Genomic DNA, 18,739 nt, shown 5'->3' on the forward strand with positions numbered 1-18,739 from the left:
TAATGGAGACAGTCATGACAGAAGGGTCGCCTATGAATCGAGCTTAACAGACTGTTCAACTTAAGGTGTGAAGCTATCAGGCCTCACATCATGACACCGTTCGCTTCAAGAAAAGTCACATCTTATCTAGACGCTAAACTCATCAGACACAATTTACATATAAAGAAGAGGCTCGGGCTTGTTCAACTCTGAATAAAGCTGTCGGCTGCGCGACAGCTATTCTTATTTGTTAGAGCTTTCCCTCTAACTCGCTCCTCACAGAACGGGGTTTAAACCCTACTCACCGTTGGGCGCCTTTTGCCCTTAAGCCAATGTTTCCAGCGGATGGGCATCATAGGCACGATAATCAGTAGAATGCCTAAAACGGTGTAACTGTCTGGCACTTCATCAAACCAAATCACCCCAAAGAAGGTGACAAACGCCAAGCCAGAATATTCCGCCAGAGCGATCTGGCTTGCCGGGGCTTGCTGAAATGCCTTCACCACCAAAGCGTGGTAGGCGAGCACAAACAGATTGATCGCCACAATCCATAAAATATGTTCGAAGCGAATCGCACTCCATTGCCAGTAGGCGAGGGCAAACGCAAAGGGCAGCGTCATCAAGGTCGTCCAAAAAAGTGTCGAAATCAGCGACTGTTCGGCAGGCACTTTGCGGATCAGAATATTGCCTACCCCCATGGATAACGCGCTGCCCAGCGCGACGATGGCAGCCCAGTGAAACTGCTCGGGGCGCAGCACAATCAGCACACCAACAAAGCCCAATAGCGTTGCAACCATTTTCCCTACGGCAGGGCGTTCCCCCAAAAAGACAAAGGCCAGTGGCAATACCAACAGCGGGCCAACGTAGAACATGGCATTGGCGGTCGCTAGTGGCAAATGGGTGATCGCTATCATGGCGCACGCGCTGCCGAGCAAGATCAGCTGCGCGCGCCAAAAGGTGATCCAGTCGCAGCCCTTTTTCCACTGCGATTTTTCCATGCGAAGCCAGAAAGGCAACAGCAGCACAAGGCTGATGGACTGGCGAATAAACACATATTGAAATGTGGGCACTTCGCCATTCAAAATTTTGAGTGACACATCAGAAAGTGAGGCAAGCAAATTGGCCGCCACCAGTAAAAAGATGGCGCGAGAAACGGTTGGGTTGTTCATGATACGAAGTGCTAATGGCTCGTCTACTGCCGCGTTGGCGAGTGTGTGAATAAGGTTAGTGGCGCGATGCTATCAGAGAGCAGCAGAACTCGAACCTGCCAAAACCGCAGAGTTGGATCTTGCTCACGATTAATTGAACCGTCGTTTTAAAAATATTGTTTCTGAGTTTTGTTGCTGCAATAATAGCAGCAATTACGTTAAGGAGACATCCTATGAATCACATCAATCGCGTTGCCATCATTGGTGAATGCATGGTTGAACTGAAAAAGGTCAACGGCGCGCTACAACAAGGTTTTGGTGGGGATACGCTCAACACCGCAGTTTACCTTTCCCGTTTGACCCAGCAATCCGGTGTTTCAACCTCTTATGTTACGGGATTAGGACAGGATCCATTTAGCCGAGAAATGCTTGCTGCTTGGCAAGACGAAGGTATCAACACGGATATGGTGTACCTTTCTCAAGACAAATTGCCAGGCATTTATGCCATCGAAACAGCAGACAATGGCGAGCGTAGCTTCTTCTATTGGCGCAACGATTCGGCGGCGAAATACTGGCTGCGTGACCGTGCCATCCTGACGCTGGCGAAAGAGCTGTGTCAGCATCAAATGATTTATCTCAGTGGTATCAGCTTGGCGATATTGTCGCAAGATTGCCGCGAAGCGCTGATCAAACTGCTCGCGCTTTGCCGCAGCGATGGGGTGAAAATCGCGTTTGATAACAACTTCCGACCTGCGCTGTGGAACAACGTGGCGGAAGCACAAGCGTTCTACCAGCAAATTCTGCAAGTCACCGATATGGCGTTTCTCACCTTTGATGATGAGATGCTGTTGTGGGGCGATAGCCATGAAGATCAAGCAATTGAGCGCACCAAGGGGTTTGGCGTGAGCGAAATCGTCATCAAACGTGGTGGGGATGCGTGTTTTGTCGTTACAGAAGCGGGCCGTCATGCGGTTGCTCCACTCAAAATTGACCATGTTATCGACACCACAGCCGCAGGAGATTCATTCAGTGCTGGCTATCTTGCAAAGCGTATTCTGGGTGGTGATTGTCAGCAAGCTGCTTTTGCTGGTCACACTGTTGCAGGTCATGTTATTCAACATCGTGGCGCGATTATTCCTCGCGAAGCGATGCCAACTATTTAAGGATTCAAACAAATGAAAGATTTAAATCAACAGCTTGCTGAAATCAAAGTGGTTCCGGTTATCGCCATCAAAGATGCCAACAAAGCGGCAAAATTGGCGCAAGTGCTGATTGAAAATGGCCTGCCTTGTGCCGAAGTGACGTTCCGCACTGCAGATGCGGCGTTGGCGATCAAAAACATGCGCGAAGCGTACCCAGAAATGCTGATTGGTGCGGGTACGGTACTGACGTCTGCACAAGTGGATGAAGCGATTGACGCAGGTGTGGATTTTATCGTCAGCCCAGGTTTCAACCCAACCACAGTGAAATATTGCCAACAGCGCAACGTGACCATTGTTCCGGGAGTGAACAACCCAAGTTTGGTTGAGCAAGCGATGGAAATGGGCCTACGTACCTTGAAATTCTTCCCTGCAGAGCCATCGGGTGGCGTGAACATGCTGAAAGCGCTAACGGCGGTTTACCCAGTGAAATTTATGCCGACGGGCGGCGTTAGCCCAAGCAACGTCAAAGATTATCTTGCTATCCCTGCTGTGTTGGCGTGTGGTGGCACATGGATGGTTCCGGGTGATTTGATCGACAACGAGCAATGGGACGATTTAGCGAAGCTAGTACGCGAAGTTGCGGGCATTATCGCTTAATTCCCCCCTGATTTGGCTCCCTTCACTATCTTCATAAATCGAAGATATTTGCTTTAGAAATCGAAGATATTTGGCTCTTCTTTGCCACGCCTGCACTGGTTGCAGGCGTTTTTCTACGCCCCTAGCGGCGAATTTGTGACCTCGGCAAAGTTTTAGGGCGTAGGGAGTGAGAAGGATGTGTTTGTTATTCCGTCGTTTTATTCTGAGCGTGATAAAAACGATCAAACGTCTACCCTTTTAAAGCGCCATAGTTTTAAGTATCTATTGGTTTAAGCATCTGTTGCGATTTGAGAGGGTAAGGCGTGAACAACGGATTGAACGATGAAACTGAACGCCATAACCCTAACTTTGCTCCTTAGCTCGGCAGCGGCGATTGCCGAGCCGAATTTAACCATTTCAACCACCACCAACAGCCGAGATTTTCCGCTCAGTGCCGAGCAGCCATTAGTGGTGTCGCTGGTCAAAGACAGTTATCAACTGAAAATCACCGGGTTGGAAGGCGATTGCCAAGCGCCCGATGCGCAGGTGATCAAGTTCAATCAACCCATGGCGCTGAACTGCGGTAAAGTGACGGAACTTCCGCTAAAAATTCGCTTTACGGGTGACTACAGCTTTGAACTGGACGCGAACGCCCACACGCTGACATTTAAACGTGAAGCGAAAAAGGTCGCCAAAACCGAGTTCAAACGCCCACTGCCGCAGGTGACTTGTGAAGTCTACCAAGGCGGAGAAGTGACGATTGAACTGGGCGACAGCTTCAAAGAGGGCACCTCACTGCGTGACGCCTATAGCGGCCAAGTGGTGAGCGTTAAGCAGGGTAAAGTCAGCTTAACGCCGTCGGCGCAATCCGGCGGTTTGGTGCTATTGGAACCGGTTAAACAAAACAAAAAAGCGCGCCCATCCGATTACCGCAACGCGAATATTTACTTCGTAATGGTGGATCGCTTTAACAATGGCGACTCCAGTAATGACCAAAGTTATGGTCGTCAGAAGGACGGCAAAGAGGAAATTGGCACCTTCCACGGCGGAGATCTTAAAGGCGTGATTGAAAAGCTCGATTACATTCAAAGTCTCGGCACGGATGCGATTTGGCTGTCACCGATTGTGGAACAAGTGCATGGTTTTGTTGGTGGTGGCGACAGCGGCTCTTTCCCATTTTATGCCTACCACGGCTATTGGACGCGTGATTTTACCAAGATCGATGAAAACTTTGGCCGCGATGAAGATTTGAAAACATTGGTGGAAGAAGCGCATAAGCGCGGCATCAAAATCTTGCTTGATGCGGTCATCAACCATTCAGGGTACTCAACGCTGGCGGATCTGCAATTTGATGGGATGCAAGTGACGGCAAAAGAAGCGAACTTGCCAGAAAAGTGGGCCAATTGGCAGCCAAAAGAGGGTGAAAACTGGCATAGTTACCACTCTGCGATCGATTATCAAAGCCAAAACTGGTCACAGTGGTGGGGGGCAGATTGGGTGCGCACTGGGCTGCCGGGTTACCAAAAACCGGGCAGCAGCGACATTACTTTGTCTCTCGCTGGGTTACCTGATTTTCGTACCGAGTCGACCCAAGCGGTGACGCCGCCACAGTGGCTGTTAGATAACCCCGGTACGCGTGTGGTGGCGCGTGACAACTACACCGTCAGCGACTATTTGATTGAGTGGCAAACCGATTGGGTGAAACGCTTTGGCATTGATGGTTATCGGGTAGATACGGTCAAACACGTAGAAGGCGAAGTGTGGAAGCGTCTGAAACAAGAAGCGACGAAAAGTCTCGATGCGTGGCGCAAAGCCAATGGTCAATCGGGTGCGCCGTTTTGGATGATGGGGGAAGTGTGGGGCCATTCTGCTTACCGCAGCCCTTATTTTGACGACGGTTTTGACGCGCTGATCAACTTTGATATGCAGAAGAAGCTCGATAAAGGCGCAGCCTGTTTTAGCCAAATGGCTGACACCTATCGCGATTACGCCAACACCATCGCGCAGCAAAGTGACTTCAACCCAGTGAGCTACATGTCCTCACACGATACTGAGCTGTTCTTTAGCCGTTTTAAAGACTATACCGTGCAGCGCAACGCCGCGAACGCATTGCTCCTCAGCCCAGGAGCGGTGCAGATTTATTATGGTGATGAAGTGGGGCGCAATATTGGCCCATATGCCGATGATTTCCATCAAGGCACCCGTTCAGATATGGTTTGGACACTGTCTGACGAACAACAACGCTTGCTTAACCACTGGCAGACGTTAGGGCAGTTTCGTCAAACACACCCTGCCATTGGCGCGGGTGTGCATAAAGAAATCGAACAAACAGGCGCGTACGTTTTTTCTCGCACGCTGGGGGATGACAAAGTGGTGATCGCCTTTGTCGGCAGAACGGAAAAATAACCCAATGCCGCCATCGTTATCGGTGGCGGCTTATTGTGCCAAACCGGCACAAACGCGTTGCAGTTTTTCTTTCACTTGCCCGGCTAGCCCCTCGATGCCGGGTTGATCCACCATGCTGAGCACCGCAGACGGGTCCATAAACGCCACCGTCACGCTGTCGTCTTCTTCCACCCGCACCACCACATTGCACGGCAGTAGTAAGCCAATATCTGGCTCGGCGGTGATGGCTTGATTGGCCAAGTGAGGGTTGCAAGCGCCGAGAATCACATAAGGTTTTCTATCCACATCGATCTTTTTCTTTAAGGTCGCTTTGACATCGATTTCGGTCAAAATACCAAAGCCTTCTTTGGCGAGCTCTTCGGTCACTTTGGTAATCGCTTGTTCATAGCTGCCAGCAAACTGAGTGCTAAATCCGTACATGTTTATCTCCTTGATGGATAAATTCTGTTTGAGTATAGGAGAGAATGTCGGCGTTTGAGCAATGGCACAAGGTGTGCTGACGGCGCGAAAGTTCGATGATCGCTGCAAATCTCTTTTATCTCGCTAAAGAAAAGCGACGTTTGCCGCAAAAGATCCATAAAAATTGCTAGCGCACTGTTATGAAATGTGGGGAATTTGGTTTCCAATTCGCTTGATTGTGAATAGATTAAAAAACCTAATTTGTGATATTAATTAATATAATATGTTAATTGTGATGGTTATCAAAAAATAATATTTCAATAGTGGCTTATTTAATCGTTTGGCGTGGGGGTTGACCCTGATCAGTATGTAACCCGTCTTCTACGTTCAAGATCCTATGCGTTCAGTTCCACAACCATAGGTGAATTTATGACAACTCCTGTTCAAACAGAACGCAAGGTAACGATTGGGAGCTACATTGCTCTCGCGTTCGCTGTTGTGTTCTTCTCGGGCCTACTGCAATCCAATCAGTGGTATGGCGTTTTTGACTTTACAACGCTAAACGGTGCGTTCGGTAAAGTGGCGTACGGCGTGAACGAAACGGCCGATGGCGTACAAGCCATGACCACCTCTTTCCGTGGTACAGGCGGTAGCGGTGCGCGTGATGGTTTCATCTTCGCGTTGACCTTAATTCCAACGGTGATGTTCGCATTGGGTATGATCAACGTGCTTGAACATTACGGCGCATTGGACGCAGCACGCAAATTGCTGACTCCGCTACTACGCCCATTGATGAACATCCCAGGTAACACAGGTCTTGCATTGATCGCCTCTCTACAAAGTACCGATGCGGGTGCGGCGATGACACGTCAGTTGAAAGACGAAGGCCACCTGACCAAGCGCGAAACCGATGTATTCACCATGTTCCAGTTCACTGCCGGTGCCACCATCGTTAACTTCTTCTCTTCTGGCGCGGTGCTCTTCACCCTCACCATGGCAGACGGTTCACCAGCAGTAACATCGTCTATCGGCCTAGCGGTTGCCGTGATGTTCGTCTTCAAAATCGTCGGCGCGAACTTGTTCCGCATCTACCTAAACCTAACGGAAGGTAAAGAAGACAAACAAGACAACGCGGATCAAGACAAACCACAAACGCTAAAAGAAGAGGCAGCAAAATGAGTGAAGTAAAAGCAAAGAAGCCAATTGTGACCGACATTTTTGTTGAAGGCGCGAAAAAAGGCTGGGTTATTGCCACCACCTCGACCGTTCCTAACGTTCTGATGGCGTTTGTGATCATCAAAGCGCTGCAAATCACGGGCACACTTGATTTGATGGGCAGCGTATTCTCACCCGTCATGGCAGTGTTTGGTTTGCCGGGTGAAGCGGCGGCGGTATTGATCGGCGCATGGATGTCGATGGGCGGCGCAGTGGGTGTGGTGATCAGCTTGTTTGACCAAGGCATCCTTAACGGCACTCACATTGCGATTTTGGCACCAGCGATCTACCTAATGGGCTCACAAGTTCAGTACGTTGGCCGTATTTTGGGTCCTATCGGCACTGAAGGCCGTTACATTCCAGTGATGATCGCAATTTCAGTATTGAACGCCTTTGGCGCCATGCTGGTCATGAACCTGTTTGTCTAGGAGTAAGATATGCAATTTTCTCTCGAGCATTATCTGGAAGAGTTAAAACCGCTGATCAACGTTGATTGTGGTACCTACACCCTAGAAGGCATCGAATGTATTGCCAGCCAGTTTGAGCAAAAGTTTCAAGCGATGAAGGGCTGGCAGATCAAGCGTGTTGACTGCGGTAAAGCCGGTGTCGGCCTTGAAATTCGCAACCAACCGGATGCCGCGCAGATCGATGTGATGATGATTGGTCACATGGATACGGTGTTCCCAGTCGGGACGGCCGCGGCGCGCCCGATGTCGCAAGACGCTGAGAAAGCGTACGGCCCAGGCGTGTCGGACATGAAATCTGGCTTGCTCAACATCGTATACGCGATGCGCAATTTGGACCAAGCCGTGCTGGATAAGCTTTCTATCTGCATTTGCATGAACCCAGACGAAGAAACAGGCTCTGGCGATTCGGTTGAATGGATTCAATCGGTCGCCAAACTGGCCAAAAACGTGCTGGTGGCAGAAGCCGCCCGCGCCGATGGCGGCTTAGTGAAAGCACGTAAAGGCATGGCGGGTTACAAGATCAACTTCAAAGGCATTGCGGCCCATGCGGGTAACGATCCTGAAAAAGGCCGCAGCGCGATCACCGAAATGGCGCAGTGGATCATGGCAATCAATGCGATGACCAACTTTGAATCGGGCACCACCTTAAACGTGGGTGTAGTATCTGGTGGTGCGGGTGCCAACATTGTGCCGGAACACGCGCAAGCGGTAGTCGACGTACGTTTCTGGAACAACGCAGAATACGATGATGTAGACACCAAGCTCAATGCTATGGCGCAAACACCCTTTGTGGACGGCGTCGGTGTCACCATCGAGCGCGATGCGTACAAGCCGTCTATGGTGCCAAGCGAGCAGACGGAAGGTCTGATGCAGTTGGTGGAAAGCGCCGCGCAAGAGCTGTCGATTGATCTGAACTGGCACGCGGTGGGCGGTGGCTCTGATGCGAACAACACGGCGATTTTGGGTGTTCCTACCCTTGATGGTTTGGGCCCAATTGGCGCGGGTTTCCACAGCGATCAAGAGTATCTAGTGCTGGCCTCGATCGAACCTCGTATCCGTATGCTGATGCGTGTGCTTGAAAAGCTGGCAGCCTAAACGCTTAACTGTTTAATAAGGCATTAAATTAAAACCCCGTGGTATCGCATGACCACGGGGTTTTTGTTTGGCTGTGAGTTTGTGCCACAGGTTTCAATCTTGAACCTGTCATTTCTACTTGGTCTCTTCTACGCTTTCATCAATGTATCCACAAAGGAAGTACTCACTATGACTATGAAAGCATTATTGATCACTCTGGTTATCGGGCTGGCAACGTCACCACTGGCGTTGGCTGAGAAACCGAACTGGGCAGGGGAAGGCAAACCCAGCAAGGAAGCAGTGGAACAACATGCCGAAGAAATGATGCAAAAACACTGTGACAAGAAAGACAAAGAGTGCCTGAAAAAACGAGAGCAAGAGCAGAAACAAGCCGCCAAAGAAAAAGGCAAGAAAGAAGAAAAAATGGCGATGAAAGAGCAAAAAATGCAGGACAAAGAAGCGCGTAAACAGGCGCTGAAAGAGAAAAAGCAAGCGTTAAAAGATCAACGCGAAAAGCTTGAAATGGAAGAAGAAAAGATAGAAAAAGAGCTCAAAAAACTGGAGGAAGATGACGAGTAAATTGTCGCCAATTTCTCATCGCTTACCTCGAGGTGTCTCTCTTTGCCATTCGCGCAAGGAGAGACACGACTTCAATCTGTTCCTGCCAACAAATATACCTTGCGCTGTCTATAGTAGATTACATTCAATTCCAAATTGGGATTATACGTATTCTATTTATTCATTTCTGTCATCACTCTGGTTTCCCTACACTTTCCATTGCCAATAAAAATCACCAAATTAAGGTAATTGAAGATGAAAAGAACACTCTTAGCGCTAACGCTGGTGACGGCGTTTTTTGGTAGCCACGCGGCTTTTGCTGATACTAACAGCACTCGAGATCCCTATATTACAGAGGCAGATGTGAGCGCGGTCCACGGCGTAAACTGGGACAATTATGTTCAAGCAGAAACGGATTGGAATTTCCGCCAAGTGACCGATAAAGTGGGTGTGAATCAGTGGATTCACGATGCACCAGTGAGCAAAGATAACCAAACGGTGATCCGTTCAAACCGCGATGTGGTCTATTCCATCGCAGTGGTGGATGTAAGCAAAGGCGCAACGTTCAGTGTGACGGACAAAAATAACGATGAGTTTCAGATTATCCACATCATCGACGAGAATCACTTAACCCATAAAGTGGTGCGCAGAGGGGAATCCGTGACCATCACCCCCGATGATCTTTCAGGCGGAAACTACGTTTACCTTTTAGCGCGAACCAAAGACAACGGCAACTTAGCGGATACTCAACGTCGTCAAAAGCTGCTTTCGTTTACGGCAAACTCCGCCAAACCCTATCCTGCTAAAGGTTTTACTGAGCAAGATGTGGTGGATTATCGCCTAAAACTGATCAACAACGTGATGACGGGGAAGGTGACAGTCGAGGGGGTGAAAGGTTTTGGCCAAACCTTGAATGATGTGGTCGATAAGGATTACCGCTATGCTGCGGCGTACGGATGGGGTGGGCTAATGCCGACGACAGCGCAATATTTAGAAGCGGTACCGGGACAAGGGGCGCCCGAATGTCAGGAATGGCGTATTCCTCAACCTAAGCTTAATCGCGAACTGGGAGGTTATTGGTCGGTCACCACTTATGGGCCAGATGGTTGGATCGCCAAAGATAAGTTCTACATCGCGGGAGAGAACACGAAGGATAATGGTGATGGCACTTCATCCGTGTTTTTCAATTGCGGAGGTGAGTTAGCCAAATACTCGTTGGATGTGATGAAGAACTGGGCTGCTATTGTCCGTTTCTACGAACCGAGTGATGTGCAAGAAACACTTGATTATTTACAGACGTTACGTGGTATCTCGGTAAAACCAGTGCAGTAATGACGATGACGCTAAAAAGCTGCCGATTAGAAGGCAGCTTTTTGTTTTTCGGCACCAAAGGTGTTGAGTTTTGGTGCATTTAATCTTTTTGGCTGGTCAGTGCGTCAATAGTGCGGCCAAGTACTTTATTGAGCCACAGTTGCATTGGGTGGCGGCGTTTATTGTGCGATTCCACCACCATGACGTGTGACACCTCTGTCGGTGTATGAAACGGGAACGTGACGCAAGCATATTGATCGCGGAGTTGTTCAGCCAGCAGCGAAGAACAAGGTAAAACCAAGTCACTTTCGTTGAGCAGAGCCAGCAGCATGTGTAGATAAGAGCTGCGAACCTGAGTGTTGACGGTAATACCATGTTGCTCAAAGTAGTAGTTGATGTAAGGCTGGTTCTCATTCCAACCTGGTACCACCAAGCTGGCAAACGCGACTTGTCTGGATTGTTCAATCGTCATGGTTTTTCCCGCCAGTGGATGACTTTTTCGCACTAATCCGACGTAATGATCTTCGGCTATTTTCCGCTGTGAAAACTGCTTGCTCGATTCAATGGGTGAATAGTTGATTGCGCAATGAATCGTACCCTCTTTGATCTTATCGAGTGTATTTGGATCCCAATTGATGATGTTTACCTGCGCGTTGGGTGCTTCTTGCAACAAGGTGTGGCAGAGGCTGGCACCCAGCCAGTTCGAAATAAACCCATTCATCGCGATGCTGATACTGCCCTCAAACCGAGCCGGTTCAAAATGAGGCGTATCGGTAACTACCTCGTCCAGCATGGCAAGGAGTGTTCCCACCTGCTTACCCAACTCGATCGCACGTGGTGTAGGCTCCACACCGGAATGAACGCGGGTAAACAGTTCATCACCAAAATAGAGGCGTAATTTGCTCAGAGATTTACTCACAGCCGATTGACTGGTCGCCAATGCTTCGGCGGCAACACGAGTGTTCTTTTTTTCTAACAGCACCACAAAGGTACGCAGTAAGTTGAGATCCAACTGTTTCATTTATCAGCCTTTTGCGCATGGAGAGAAAGAATGACTTGGCGAATACGTTGTTGTAACCATTGCCCCACATCTGAAGATTGGCTGTGGTGAGTGGCATGCAAAGCAATGTGATAATCGGGGAGAGTGATTTCGTTGGGGATCGGACTGAGTATCAACTCTTCTGGCAAAATATGTTGGACCAATGAACAAACGGGCATCACGGCATCGCCACTACTCACGATCGATAAGCACATATCGAGCTGATCACATCGAGCGATGACTTTTCCTTCCAATCCCGCAGATACCATCATTTTCTCTGCAATACTCAGCTTGTTCGCATAGCTTGGCATAACTAATACCGTTAACGGAGTGCTAGCGAGTTGTTTAATGGTGTAGCCCCGCTGGGCGAAAGGATCGTCATGGCGAGAGCACAATTGAAACTCCACAGGGCAGAGGTTAATGGCCTGGATATGAGAAGAGGTATCGAGTGGCGAAAAGTGAATCCCCATGTCGATTTGACCATTGAGTAACTTGACTTCTGCATCCCAAGACCAGTTGATAAATCGAAACACGGCATTAGGCGCTTCTTTTCTTAAAATGGGATAAAGGCGCGGGATCACCACGCGGTATAACAACGGATTAATGGCAATGCATAGCTCTCGATGAATGCTGGCAGGGTCAAACTGCTCTTGCTTATTGAGTAGCAGTTCAAAACTCTCCAGCAGTTTATTCACTTTGGGCATGATAGAGAGGCAGTAGGGCGTTGGTGTCAGGCCATGCCTTTCACGGGTAAACAGCTCATCGTAAAACAATTCTCGTAGTTTGCTTAGCGATTTGCTCACCGCCGATTGCCCGACAAACAAGCGTTCAGCTGCCAGACGAGTGTTTTGTTCTTCAGCGAGAACCCGAAGAATTTTGAGTAGATTTAAATCAATCTTATGCCAGTCGATGTCTTTCATAGGCGCGCGTGAGAGTGTATTAGTAAGTCCTGATAATCATATCTGGAGGTTAGATAAGTCATTTCAGGAAGTAAAGTTGTCTGGGGTAAATTTGCTGAACAATTACACAAAACAATCACACGCAAAACAACAAGGCAGGTCCTACGATGAAGAAAACCTTACTCACTTGTGTACTCACCACTCTTTCTATTTCTGCGTTTGCTGCGCCTTTTGATTCCATCCCACCGATTGATTCCAGCGATTGGGCGGTGAATCCGGTCACTCTGGGGATGACGGCGGAGCAGTTCATTGAAGCCGAATCACTCAACTTTATGGCTGGCATGGCGGCGCGAAATGGCATTAACCAATGGTTCCACTTCACCAGTTTAGCTGCAGCGGAAGATCGCTGGGTTGTCTCACCCAACAACGATGTGATTTATTCCATGATCATTGTTGATGCCAGCAAGGGTTTTACCCTTGAGCTGCCTGACACAGGCAAGCGCTATATTTCGGCGCAAATTGTCAGCCAAGAGCATATGTCGACACAAATTAAAGGCGGTGGTACCTACCGATTTACTGGCGAAGAATTTGAGGGCTCTCATGTTGCTATTGGCATTCGAGTTGGTACGGATGGCAGCAAAGAGGATATCAAAACCATCGTTGAACAGCTCCAACCTAAGATGAATGTGACGGCGTATTCAAGTAATCCAGTGCCAAGTTTTGACAAAGAGACGTTGTTGAAAGTACGCGCTGGCCTGATGACCGAATACGACAAAATGGACGACACTTTTGGCTTAATGACAGACAAAGTCACCAAAGTGAAAGATTGGGAGCGCTTTGTCTACGCGACGGCTGGTGCTTGGGGATTATCGGAAGACCAATATGCTATGTACATTCCTTATGCTTTAAAAGGGGTCAAAGCATCAGAATGTTATGTGGCGACCTATCCGCAGCCTAAGGTGAAGTATTTCTGGTCAATCACTGCGTACAATCATGATAAGTATTTGATGTCGAACCAAAGCAACATCGTTAACACGGGCAATGTGAAGCTCAACAAAGACAATACATTTACCGTGCACTTTGGTGCGTGTGATGGGGTAAAAGGCGTGAAAAACCACATTATAACCACAGAAGATAACTGGAGTTTCTTAATGCGAGCCTACGGTGCCGATGTAGAAGCGTTTAAACACTACCAAATGCCAGAAGTTCAGAAAGTCGTGAAGTAAACGCGATTGGAATGATGCCTGATCGCATTCGTTTTAGAGAAACCGCCAGTCTTATTTTGGGTAGGGCTGGTGGTTTTTACATAACCATTCCTTCTCATTTTGAAAAACTCAGAATATTTACTCAGCACCTATTAAGTATTTCTTTATGCTGGTGTCGATCACATCATCCCGAATGAGCCCTATCATTTCCCAAATGTTTTGCACTAATTGCGGATTCTCTTTGGCAAACTCATGGCTGAAAATAAGGTAGTAATCCTTAGTCGATATTGGTGGGGAAACGCGTTCAACGGTCGAAAGATGGTGTTCATTTATGTAACTGCTGGCAATGTTGCTTTGAATAGCAATGGCGGTTAAGCGTCGTTTGCCGAGCATCTCGAATAGCTTTTCTGTGCTGCCGATTTCGAGGATATTGACGTTACTCTCCTTCAGTCTCTTTGTAATGGAAAAACCAGTATGAGCCCCTACGGGGACGTCTCCAATCGAGCTCAGTTGTAGACCGTCCCATGTGAACGGTTGCTCTTTTAGCTTGTAAAAATAGTAGTCTAGTGTGGCGATGCGCAAGGTGTGATCGGCTTGCTGATCTTTCATCGGATAGCGCGCGTATTGAGCTCGCTCTTGACTGTAAGAAAAAATAAATCCTCCATCCACTTGGTTCGTTTTGATCTGGCTTAACACTCTTTTACCAGGAACCCTGACATATTTGATTTTGATGTTGAGCATACGGGCGGCTTGTTCGATGACATCGATGGCTAAACCAGGCGGTTCGACAACCAAGTTGCCATTGCCCATTTGAAAGGGAAAGGATTCGACGTCTCCATACGCCAGCGTTATTGTCGTGACGGGCGAAGCTTGTGGGCTGAATGGACTCAGCAACATGCAAAACAGGAACAATAGATAGCGCATTCAGTTTGCTCTGGATTCGATGATTGTTATTTTTCTCAGTATAGAACTCAGACGCGCATCATGCCCCGATTCGCTGAGAAAATGAGCCATTTTTCAAGATGTTGATTCGGGAGCGTATTCTACTCAAAGCACCGCCTGCTTATACCATTGCTCGCTTCTACCTTATCAGGCAATAATTTCGAGCTGGCGATCGCTGCTTCCATTGCGGTGTTTGGACTCAATTCATATCAAGCGTTTGCTGGCGTGATCTCTTTGTCATCTCGCCTTCGTTATTCATTCATTTTATTTCTTAAGCCAATCTTAAGTTTCGCTCGATATGATTCGCCTTGTTAAAGCACACACAAGGACGCAATCATGAAAAAAACACTTCTCTTGACCACCACCGCATTGATTTCATTGGGCAGCGCAACCAGTGCATTGGCCGATCCGCAGTGCACGAATGCACCAGAATCGCAATGGATTAACTTTGAGCAAGCCAAATCTCAAGTGGAAGCGATGGGGTACAAAATCAAAGTGTTCAAAAAGACCAAAACCGGTTGCTATGAGTTGTATGGTCACACCAAAGAGAACAAACGCGTCGAAATCTATTTTGATCCCACCGACATGCGCAAAGTGAAGGAAGAGTTGGATGACTAACACCTTTAAATGGGATTGGGTTGTGCGAGCAACCCATTGGACTGTGGCAGTGCTGTTTTTTGCCAACTTTTTTGTCTTGGAAGAGGGCAGCGAGTGGCATCACTGGGCGGGGTATTTGATCCTGCTGAGTTTGAGCCTTCGCTTTGCTTGGGGGTTAGTGGTGGAGTCACCAGCACGTTTAACTCGCTTTCTGCCTTCGGTTTCAGCCGCGCTGACGCATTTAAAAGAAGTGGTGAGCGACAGACAAGATAAGCACCTTGGTCATAACCCCGCAGGCGCAGTGATGATTTGGCTATTGTGGGGTTTGATTATCGCAACTGCTGGCAGTGGTTGGTTGACCGAGAGCGATCTTTTCTGGGGAGAAGAGTGGTTAGAGGAAGTGCACGAAGTGCTTGCCAACCTAACCTTAGTGGCCGTTGCAATTCACGTCTCGGCCGTGATTTTTATGAGCAAATGGAATCGCAAAAATTATCTCAAATCGATGCTGCCTTAGCAGCACATTCGCAGGGCTGTAAATGCTCTGCGCTGGTTTTGTTTCACATTGAGTTTAGTTGTTATGCAGCGAATTTTAAAAAATACCCATTTCTCGTACGTTGGCATCACATTGATGTTGGCGAGCTACTTTGCGTTTTTGGTTAACATCCCGATTTACGCCACGTTGCATTCGATCTTAAGTGGCTTAGACAGCGTTAAGATCGGCTTTGTTATTTCTATCCCGCTGTTTTTTCTCGCAGCGTTTAATTTGCTGTTTAATCTGTTTAGCTGGCCTTGGATCACCAAGCCCTTTTTTGTTGTATTGCTGCTGGTTTCAGCCGCGGTGAGTTATGCGGGCTTTAACTACGGCACCTTGTTTGATTCCGATATGATCGCCAACATTCTTGAAACGGACTCTGCCGAGGCGAGCTCATATCTCAGTGCCTATTCTGTGCTGTGGATCGGTTTGATGGGCGTACTACCTGCGGTGCTATTGGCGGTGATGCCGATTCGCTCAAGTGGGTCATGGCTGCGATTTGTTGGCCGCAAACTTGTCTCGATGGTGATTTCTCTGGCGGTGATTGTCGCGATTGCAGGGCTTTACTACCAAGATTACGCCTCCGTTGGGCGCAATAACCCTTACCTTCGTCAAGAGATCATTCCCACTCAACTGGTTTACAGCATCGGTAAGTATGTTCACCGCACGTACTTCTATCAGCCTATGGCATACCAAAAGTTGGGTGAGGATGCGCAGCAGTCGTCACAAGCGTTACAACAAGCGAAAACCAAGCCGACGCTGATGGTGTTCATCCTTGGCGAAACCGCGCGCTCAAATAACTTTGAGTTGAACGGTTACCCGAGAGCAACCAACGCGTACACTAAAGATCTGGATGTGATCTCATTTAGCCAAGTCTCGTCGTGTGGAACCGCAACGGCGGTATCGGTGCCTTGCATGTTTTCTGCAATGAAACACGCGAACTATTCGAAGAGCGTGGCGGATAATCAAGATAACGTCATCGACATTCTCAAGCGCGCCAACGTTGACCAATTGTGGCTTGAAAATGACGGCGGTGACAAAGGCGTAGCGCACAACATTCAAAAATCGGTGGTGGATCGCAACGCAAAAAATGCCTTCTGCGATGGCAATACCTGCTACGACATGGCGATGTTGGAAGACTTCTCCCAACGAGTGGATGGCATGCAAGGAAACCGAGTGGTATTTTTGCATGGTATGGGCAGCCATGGGCCGACTTATTTCCGACGCTACCCAGAGCAGCAGGCGGCGTTTCAACCAGATTGCCCTCGAGCTGACATTGAAAACTGCAGTGTCGAGCAGATCGTTAACAGTTACGACAACACCATCTTGTATACCGACTACGTGATTGCACAGACGATTGAACAGTTAAAAGCGCTGCAAAATCAGTTCAACACAGCGCTGTTTTATGTCTCTGATCACGGCGAATCATTGGGTGAAGATGGGCTCTTCTTGCACGGCATACCGTATGCGCTTGCGCCAGAAAACCAAACCAAAGTGCCCATGCTTTTTTGGGCATCCAACGGCTTTGCCAAGGAAAAAGGGCTAGACAGAAAGTGCTTAGCCAATGAAGCCACACACGGCGCGTTTTCTCACGACAACCTGTTCCACTCAATGCTTGGCATTATGGATGTGAAAACTCAGGTTTATCAAAGCGATCTGGATATTTTTGCCCAGTGCCGAAGCTGAGTTTGACCGCAAGTGAAAGCCGTTTCTAGGATCCATCGACCCTAGAAACGGTATCCGAAGTTTAAGGTCATTGAGTTGCGTGTTTCACCTTTATTGTAAAGGAAAGTCAGGTTGTAATTTTTGCCAAACTGTTTGTTAAAACCAATCAAATAGGCCCACTCTTCCATTTCCAAGCCGACGTTGTACTCAAACGGTTTTCCACCAATTTCTACGCTATCAATGGTACCGCTGATGGTTGGTTTTAAACCTTGGTACTCCGCTCCCACAAACAGCTGCGCTCGGTAATCCACCAGTTGATAACCCAACATTGGCTGAATGGTAATGATGGGATCGCCCCAATTCTCATTCCCTTTAAGGAGAGTGGTGGTGTAGGTGCCAGTGAGTGAGGCAAAGAACTCTTTATAACCGACCGAAAGGGTTGTACCAGCGCCGATGACATCGTATTCAAGATGCAAAGGCAGATGCACATTGCCTGGCTGACACAGTTTTGGTTCTTTCAGGCACAGCAAACCTAAAGGTGTCTCTTTTAGCGCGCCGGTGTAGTGTGCATCCACGGTGGCATCCACGTTCACTTTACCGATAATGCCGAACAGATTCCAAAACGGCAGAATGTTGATGTCTCCCCTAAGCGATAAACTCTCGGCGTTAACATGGCCGAAGGATTCTTTCGGGTCGAACAGCGCATTTAAGCCAACGCCCATGATGTGGAAATCAGTAAAAGGCAAGTTCATTTCTTGCTGACGGTAGGCAACAGAAAAACCGTATGGCAGCGGCAGATCGATGCCTTTTTGGCGAACCATGTCACCCATTAAAGGGAAAAGGCTATCGAGCTGATCGAAGCGGATCGTCTGTTGGTACGAATCGATTTGATGTCCCTCGTAAGAAAAGGGTTTCGCGTTGGTGATCACCATTTTCTGTGGCACACGGTTTTTGACCGTAATGGCCACCTTCATAAAGCGAAAGTATGCAATGTCTTGAGGGAGGCCGTATTTCGAGTAATTAAAGCTAACGATCACAGTCTCATCCGCCAATGTTTGCACTTGCACAGTGGCTGGGTCGTAGCTTTGCACGTAGTCGCGCAGGCGATATTCCGTTTTCGTGTTGCGTTCAATTTCATCGATCGCGTCGTCACGTTTATCCACTTGAGACGGATTGTATTTGATGCGCAGATCAATATTCCCTTTGGTGTCGGTTTCTTTGACCAGAAAAACTCGGGAAACGCGCTCGCTATCGCCGACTTTGATGCTGCGAGTGGTTTGCTCTACAAGGTGTTCACCCGCGGTGAGCGAGCTGAGGCTTAGTTTGATTAACTTCTCGTCAATGCCGTATTGAGCAAACACTTGTGAGCCAGTTGACGCTGTTTGCGCATACTCTGCTGTTGTGTCGCTCTGTGCAATAGAGTCGCTGGCAAAAGAAGAAGCTGAGAACAACGCGCTAACCAAAAAGGCGAGTGAAATAAGTGGAGTCGTACGAGTTTGAGCCTGTTTCATTTTACACCTCAATC

General features: G+C 48.3%; 18 protein-coding genes. 12 read left to right on the forward strand and 6 right to left on the reverse strand.

Going from position 1 to position 18,739, the window contains the following annotated elements; translation table 11 throughout:
* Nucleotides 1–269 precede the first annotated feature (269 nt).
* Nucleotides 270–1,148, reverse strand: a complete 879-nt coding sequence (locus tag CIK04_RS11720; RefSeq protein WP_097352281.1) for a DMT family transporter — start codon at nt 1,146–1,148, stop codon at nt 270–272.
* 212 nt (nt 1,149–1,360) lie between these two features.
* Between CIK04_RS11720 and CIK04_RS11725 the strand changes: the two genes are divergently transcribed.
* From CIK04_RS11725 to CIK04_RS11735, 3 genes are all read left to right on the forward strand, one after another.
* Nucleotides 1,361–2,290 (forward strand): sugar kinase, encoded by a 930-nt coding sequence (locus tag CIK04_RS11725; RefSeq protein ID WP_080527484.1) that lies wholly within the window; start codon nt 1,361–1,363, stop codon nt 2,288–2,290.
* Nucleotides 2,291–2,302: 12 nt separating this feature from the next.
* On the forward strand, nt 2,303–2,926 hold the full coding sequence (locus tag CIK04_RS11730; RefSeq protein ID WP_038963358.1) for a bifunctional 4-hydroxy-2-oxoglutarate aldolase/2-dehydro-3-deoxy-phosphogluconate aldolase: 624 nt from the start codon (nt 2,303–2,305) through the stop codon (nt 2,924–2,926).
* 321 nt (nt 2,927–3,247) lie between these two features.
* On the forward strand, nt 3,248–5,311 hold the full coding sequence (locus tag CIK04_RS11735; protein WP_097352280.1) for an alpha-amylase: 2,064 nt from the start codon (nt 3,248–3,250) through the stop codon (nt 5,309–5,311).
* A 30-nt stretch (nt 5,312–5,341) separates the two neighbouring features.
* On the opposite strand, the gene CIK04_RS11740 is transcribed toward CIK04_RS11735, so the two are convergent.
* Complete coding sequence (locus CIK04_RS11740; protein WP_038963356.1) at nt 5,342–5,731, reverse strand: DUF302 domain-containing protein; 390 nt, start codon at nt 5,729–5,731, stop codon at nt 5,342–5,344.
* A gap of 408 nt (nt 5,732–6,139) precedes the next feature.
* On the opposite strand from CIK04_RS11740, the gene CIK04_RS11745 reads away from it, so the two are divergent.
* The 5 genes from CIK04_RS11745 to CIK04_RS11765 all read left to right on the forward strand — a co-directional run bounded on the left by CIK04_RS11745 (nt 6,140) and on the right by CIK04_RS11765 (nt 10,356).
* Nucleotides 6,140–6,889, forward strand: coding sequence for a nucleoside recognition domain-containing protein (locus CIK04_RS11745; RefSeq protein ID WP_011081811.1), 750 nt, complete (start codon nt 6,140–6,142; stop codon nt 6,887–6,889).
* Nucleotides 6,886–7,353, forward strand: coding sequence for a YjiG family protein (locus CIK04_RS11750; RefSeq protein WP_011081810.1), 468 nt, complete (start codon nt 6,886–6,888; stop codon nt 7,351–7,353). The genes CIK04_RS11745 and CIK04_RS11750 overlap by 4 nt, the downstream gene beginning before the upstream one ends.
* A 9-nt stretch (nt 7,354–7,362) precedes the next feature.
* Nucleotides 7,363–8,487, forward strand: coding sequence for a M20 family metallopeptidase (locus CIK04_RS11755; RefSeq protein ID WP_097352279.1), 1,125 nt, complete (start codon nt 7,363–7,365; stop codon nt 8,485–8,487).
* Between the two features lie 168 nt (nt 8,488–8,655).
* Nucleotides 8,656–9,045 carry a hypothetical protein gene (locus CIK04_RS11760; RefSeq protein WP_232708601.1) on the forward strand — a complete coding sequence of 130 codons (390 nt, stop codon included), beginning with the start codon at nt 8,656–8,658 and terminating at the stop codon, nt 9,043–9,045.
* A 234-nt stretch (nt 9,046–9,279) separates the two neighbouring features.
* Nucleotides 9,280–10,356 (forward strand): DUF1254 domain-containing protein, encoded by a 1,077-nt coding sequence (locus tag CIK04_RS11765; RefSeq protein ID WP_097352278.1) that lies wholly within the window; start codon nt 9,280–9,282, stop codon nt 10,354–10,356.
* Nucleotides 10,357–10,435: 79 nt separating this feature from the next.
* On the opposite strand, the gene CIK04_RS11770 is transcribed toward CIK04_RS11765, so the two are convergent.
* Together CIK04_RS11770 and CIK04_RS11775 are read right to left on the reverse strand one after the other, a co-directional pair.
* Complete coding sequence (locus CIK04_RS11770; RefSeq protein WP_097352277.1) at nt 10,436–11,356, reverse strand: LysR family transcriptional regulator; 921 nt, start codon at nt 11,354–11,356, stop codon at nt 10,436–10,438.
* A complete protein-coding gene (locus tag CIK04_RS11775; protein ID WP_097352276.1) occupies nt 11,353–12,294 on the reverse strand; it encodes a LysR family transcriptional regulator in 942 nt (313 codons plus the stop codon). The genes CIK04_RS11770 and CIK04_RS11775 overlap by 4 nt, the downstream gene beginning before the upstream one ends.
* 146 nt (nt 12,295–12,440) lie before the next feature.
* Between CIK04_RS11775 and CIK04_RS11780 the strand changes: the two genes are divergently transcribed.
* Complete coding sequence (locus CIK04_RS11780; protein WP_097352275.1) at nt 12,441–13,499, forward strand: DUF1254 domain-containing protein; 1,059 nt, start codon at nt 12,441–12,443, stop codon at nt 13,497–13,499.
* A gap of 117 nt (nt 13,500–13,616) precedes the next feature.
* On the opposite strand, the gene CIK04_RS11785 is transcribed toward CIK04_RS11780, so the two are convergent.
* Complete coding sequence (locus CIK04_RS11785; protein ID WP_097352274.1) at nt 13,617–14,402, reverse strand: ABC transporter substrate-binding protein; 786 nt, start codon at nt 14,400–14,402, stop codon at nt 13,617–13,619.
* A gap of 354 nt (nt 14,403–14,756) precedes the next feature.
* Here CIK04_RS11785 and CIK04_RS11795 point away from each other — a divergent pair, with 354 nt between their 5' ends.
* The 3 genes from CIK04_RS11795 to CIK04_RS11805 all read left to right on the forward strand — a co-directional run bounded on the left by CIK04_RS11795 (nt 14,757) and on the right by CIK04_RS11805 (nt 17,235).
* Nucleotides 14,757–15,038 carry a PepSY domain-containing protein gene (locus CIK04_RS11795; RefSeq protein WP_017421534.1) on the forward strand — a complete coding sequence of 94 codons (282 nt, stop codon included), beginning with the start codon at nt 14,757–14,759 and terminating at the stop codon, nt 15,036–15,038.
* Entirely contained in the window at nt 15,031–15,531 is a 501-nt protein-coding gene (locus CIK04_RS11800) for a cytochrome b/b6 domain-containing protein (RefSeq protein WP_039546284.1), read from the forward strand. Before CIK04_RS11795 ends, CIK04_RS11800 begins: the two co-directional genes overlap by 8 nt.
* Nucleotides 15,532–15,594: 63 nt before the next feature.
* On the forward strand, nt 15,595–17,235 hold the full coding sequence (locus CIK04_RS11805; RefSeq protein ID WP_097352272.1) for a phosphoethanolamine transferase: 1,641 nt from the start codon (nt 15,595–15,597) through the stop codon (nt 17,233–17,235).
* A 41-nt stretch (nt 17,236–17,276) separates the two neighbouring features.
* Here the strand turns inward: CIK04_RS11805 and CIK04_RS11810 are convergent, their stop codons facing one another.
* Nucleotides 17,277–18,725 (reverse strand): hypothetical protein, encoded by a 1,449-nt coding sequence (locus CIK04_RS11810; protein WP_097352271.1) that lies wholly within the window; start codon nt 18,723–18,725, stop codon nt 17,277–17,279.
* Nucleotides 18,726–18,739: the final 14 nt, after the last annotated feature.

The organism is Vibrio sp. 03_296, assembly GCF_002265885.1.

What these genes read in the sequence shown, in the direction of transcription:
- CIK04_RS11750 (WP_011081810.1), top strand. Translation starts at nt 6,886, where the DNA reads ATGAGTGAAGTAAAAGCAAAGAAGCCAATTGTGACCGACATTTTTGTT.
- CIK04_RS11770 (WP_097352277.1), bottom strand. Translation starts at nt 11,356, where the DNA reads ATGAAACAGTTGGATCTCAACTTACTGCGTACCTTTGTGGTGCTGTTA.
- CIK04_RS11745 (WP_011081811.1), top strand. Translation starts at nt 6,140, where the DNA reads ATGACAACTCCTGTTCAAACAGAACGCAAGGTAACGATTGGGAGCTAC.
- CIK04_RS11780 (WP_097352275.1), top strand. Translation starts at nt 12,441, where the DNA reads ATGAAGAAAACCTTACTCACTTGTGTACTCACCACTCTTTCTATTTCT.
- CIK04_RS11785 (WP_097352274.1), bottom strand. Translation starts at nt 14,402, where the DNA reads ATGCGCTATCTATTGTTCCTGTTTTGCATGTTGCTGAGTCCATTCAGC.
- CIK04_RS11725 (WP_080527484.1), top strand. Translation starts at nt 1,361, where the DNA reads ATGAATCACATCAATCGCGTTGCCATCATTGGTGAATGCATGGTTGAA.
- CIK04_RS11740 (WP_038963356.1), bottom strand. Translation starts at nt 5,731, where the DNA reads ATGTACGGATTTAGCACTCAGTTTGCTGGCAGCTATGAACAAGCGATT.
- CIK04_RS11730 (WP_038963358.1), top strand. Translation starts at nt 2,303, where the DNA reads ATGAAAGATTTAAATCAACAGCTTGCTGAAATCAAAGTGGTTCCGGTT.
- CIK04_RS11800 (WP_039546284.1), top strand. Translation starts at nt 15,031, where the DNA reads ATGACTAACACCTTTAAATGGGATTGGGTTGTGCGAGCAACCCATTGG.
- CIK04_RS11795 (WP_017421534.1), top strand. Translation starts at nt 14,757, where the DNA reads ATGAAAAAAACACTTCTCTTGACCACCACCGCATTGATTTCATTGGGC.
- CIK04_RS11810 (WP_097352271.1), bottom strand. Translation starts at nt 18,725, where the DNA reads ATGAAACAGGCTCAAACTCGTACGACTCCACTTATTTCACTCGCCTTT.
- CIK04_RS11805 (WP_097352272.1), top strand. Translation starts at nt 15,595, where the DNA reads ATGCAGCGAATTTTAAAAAATACCCATTTCTCGTACGTTGGCATCACA.
- CIK04_RS11720 (WP_097352281.1), bottom strand. Translation starts at nt 1,148, where the DNA reads ATGAACAACCCAACCGTTTCTCGCGCCATCTTTTTACTGGTGGCGGCC.
- CIK04_RS11755 (WP_097352279.1), top strand. Translation starts at nt 7,363, where the DNA reads ATGCAATTTTCTCTCGAGCATTATCTGGAAGAGTTAAAACCGCTGATC.
- CIK04_RS11760 (WP_232708601.1), top strand. Translation starts at nt 8,656, where the DNA reads ATGACTATGAAAGCATTATTGATCACTCTGGTTATCGGGCTGGCAACG.
- CIK04_RS11765 (WP_097352278.1), top strand. Translation starts at nt 9,280, where the DNA reads ATGAAAAGAACACTCTTAGCGCTAACGCTGGTGACGGCGTTTTTTGGT.
- CIK04_RS11735 (WP_097352280.1), top strand. Translation starts at nt 3,248, where the DNA reads ATGAAACTGAACGCCATAACCCTAACTTTGCTCCTTAGCTCGGCAGCG.
- CIK04_RS11775 (WP_097352276.1), bottom strand. Translation starts at nt 12,294, where the DNA reads ATGAAAGACATCGACTGGCATAAGATTGATTTAAATCTACTCAAAATT.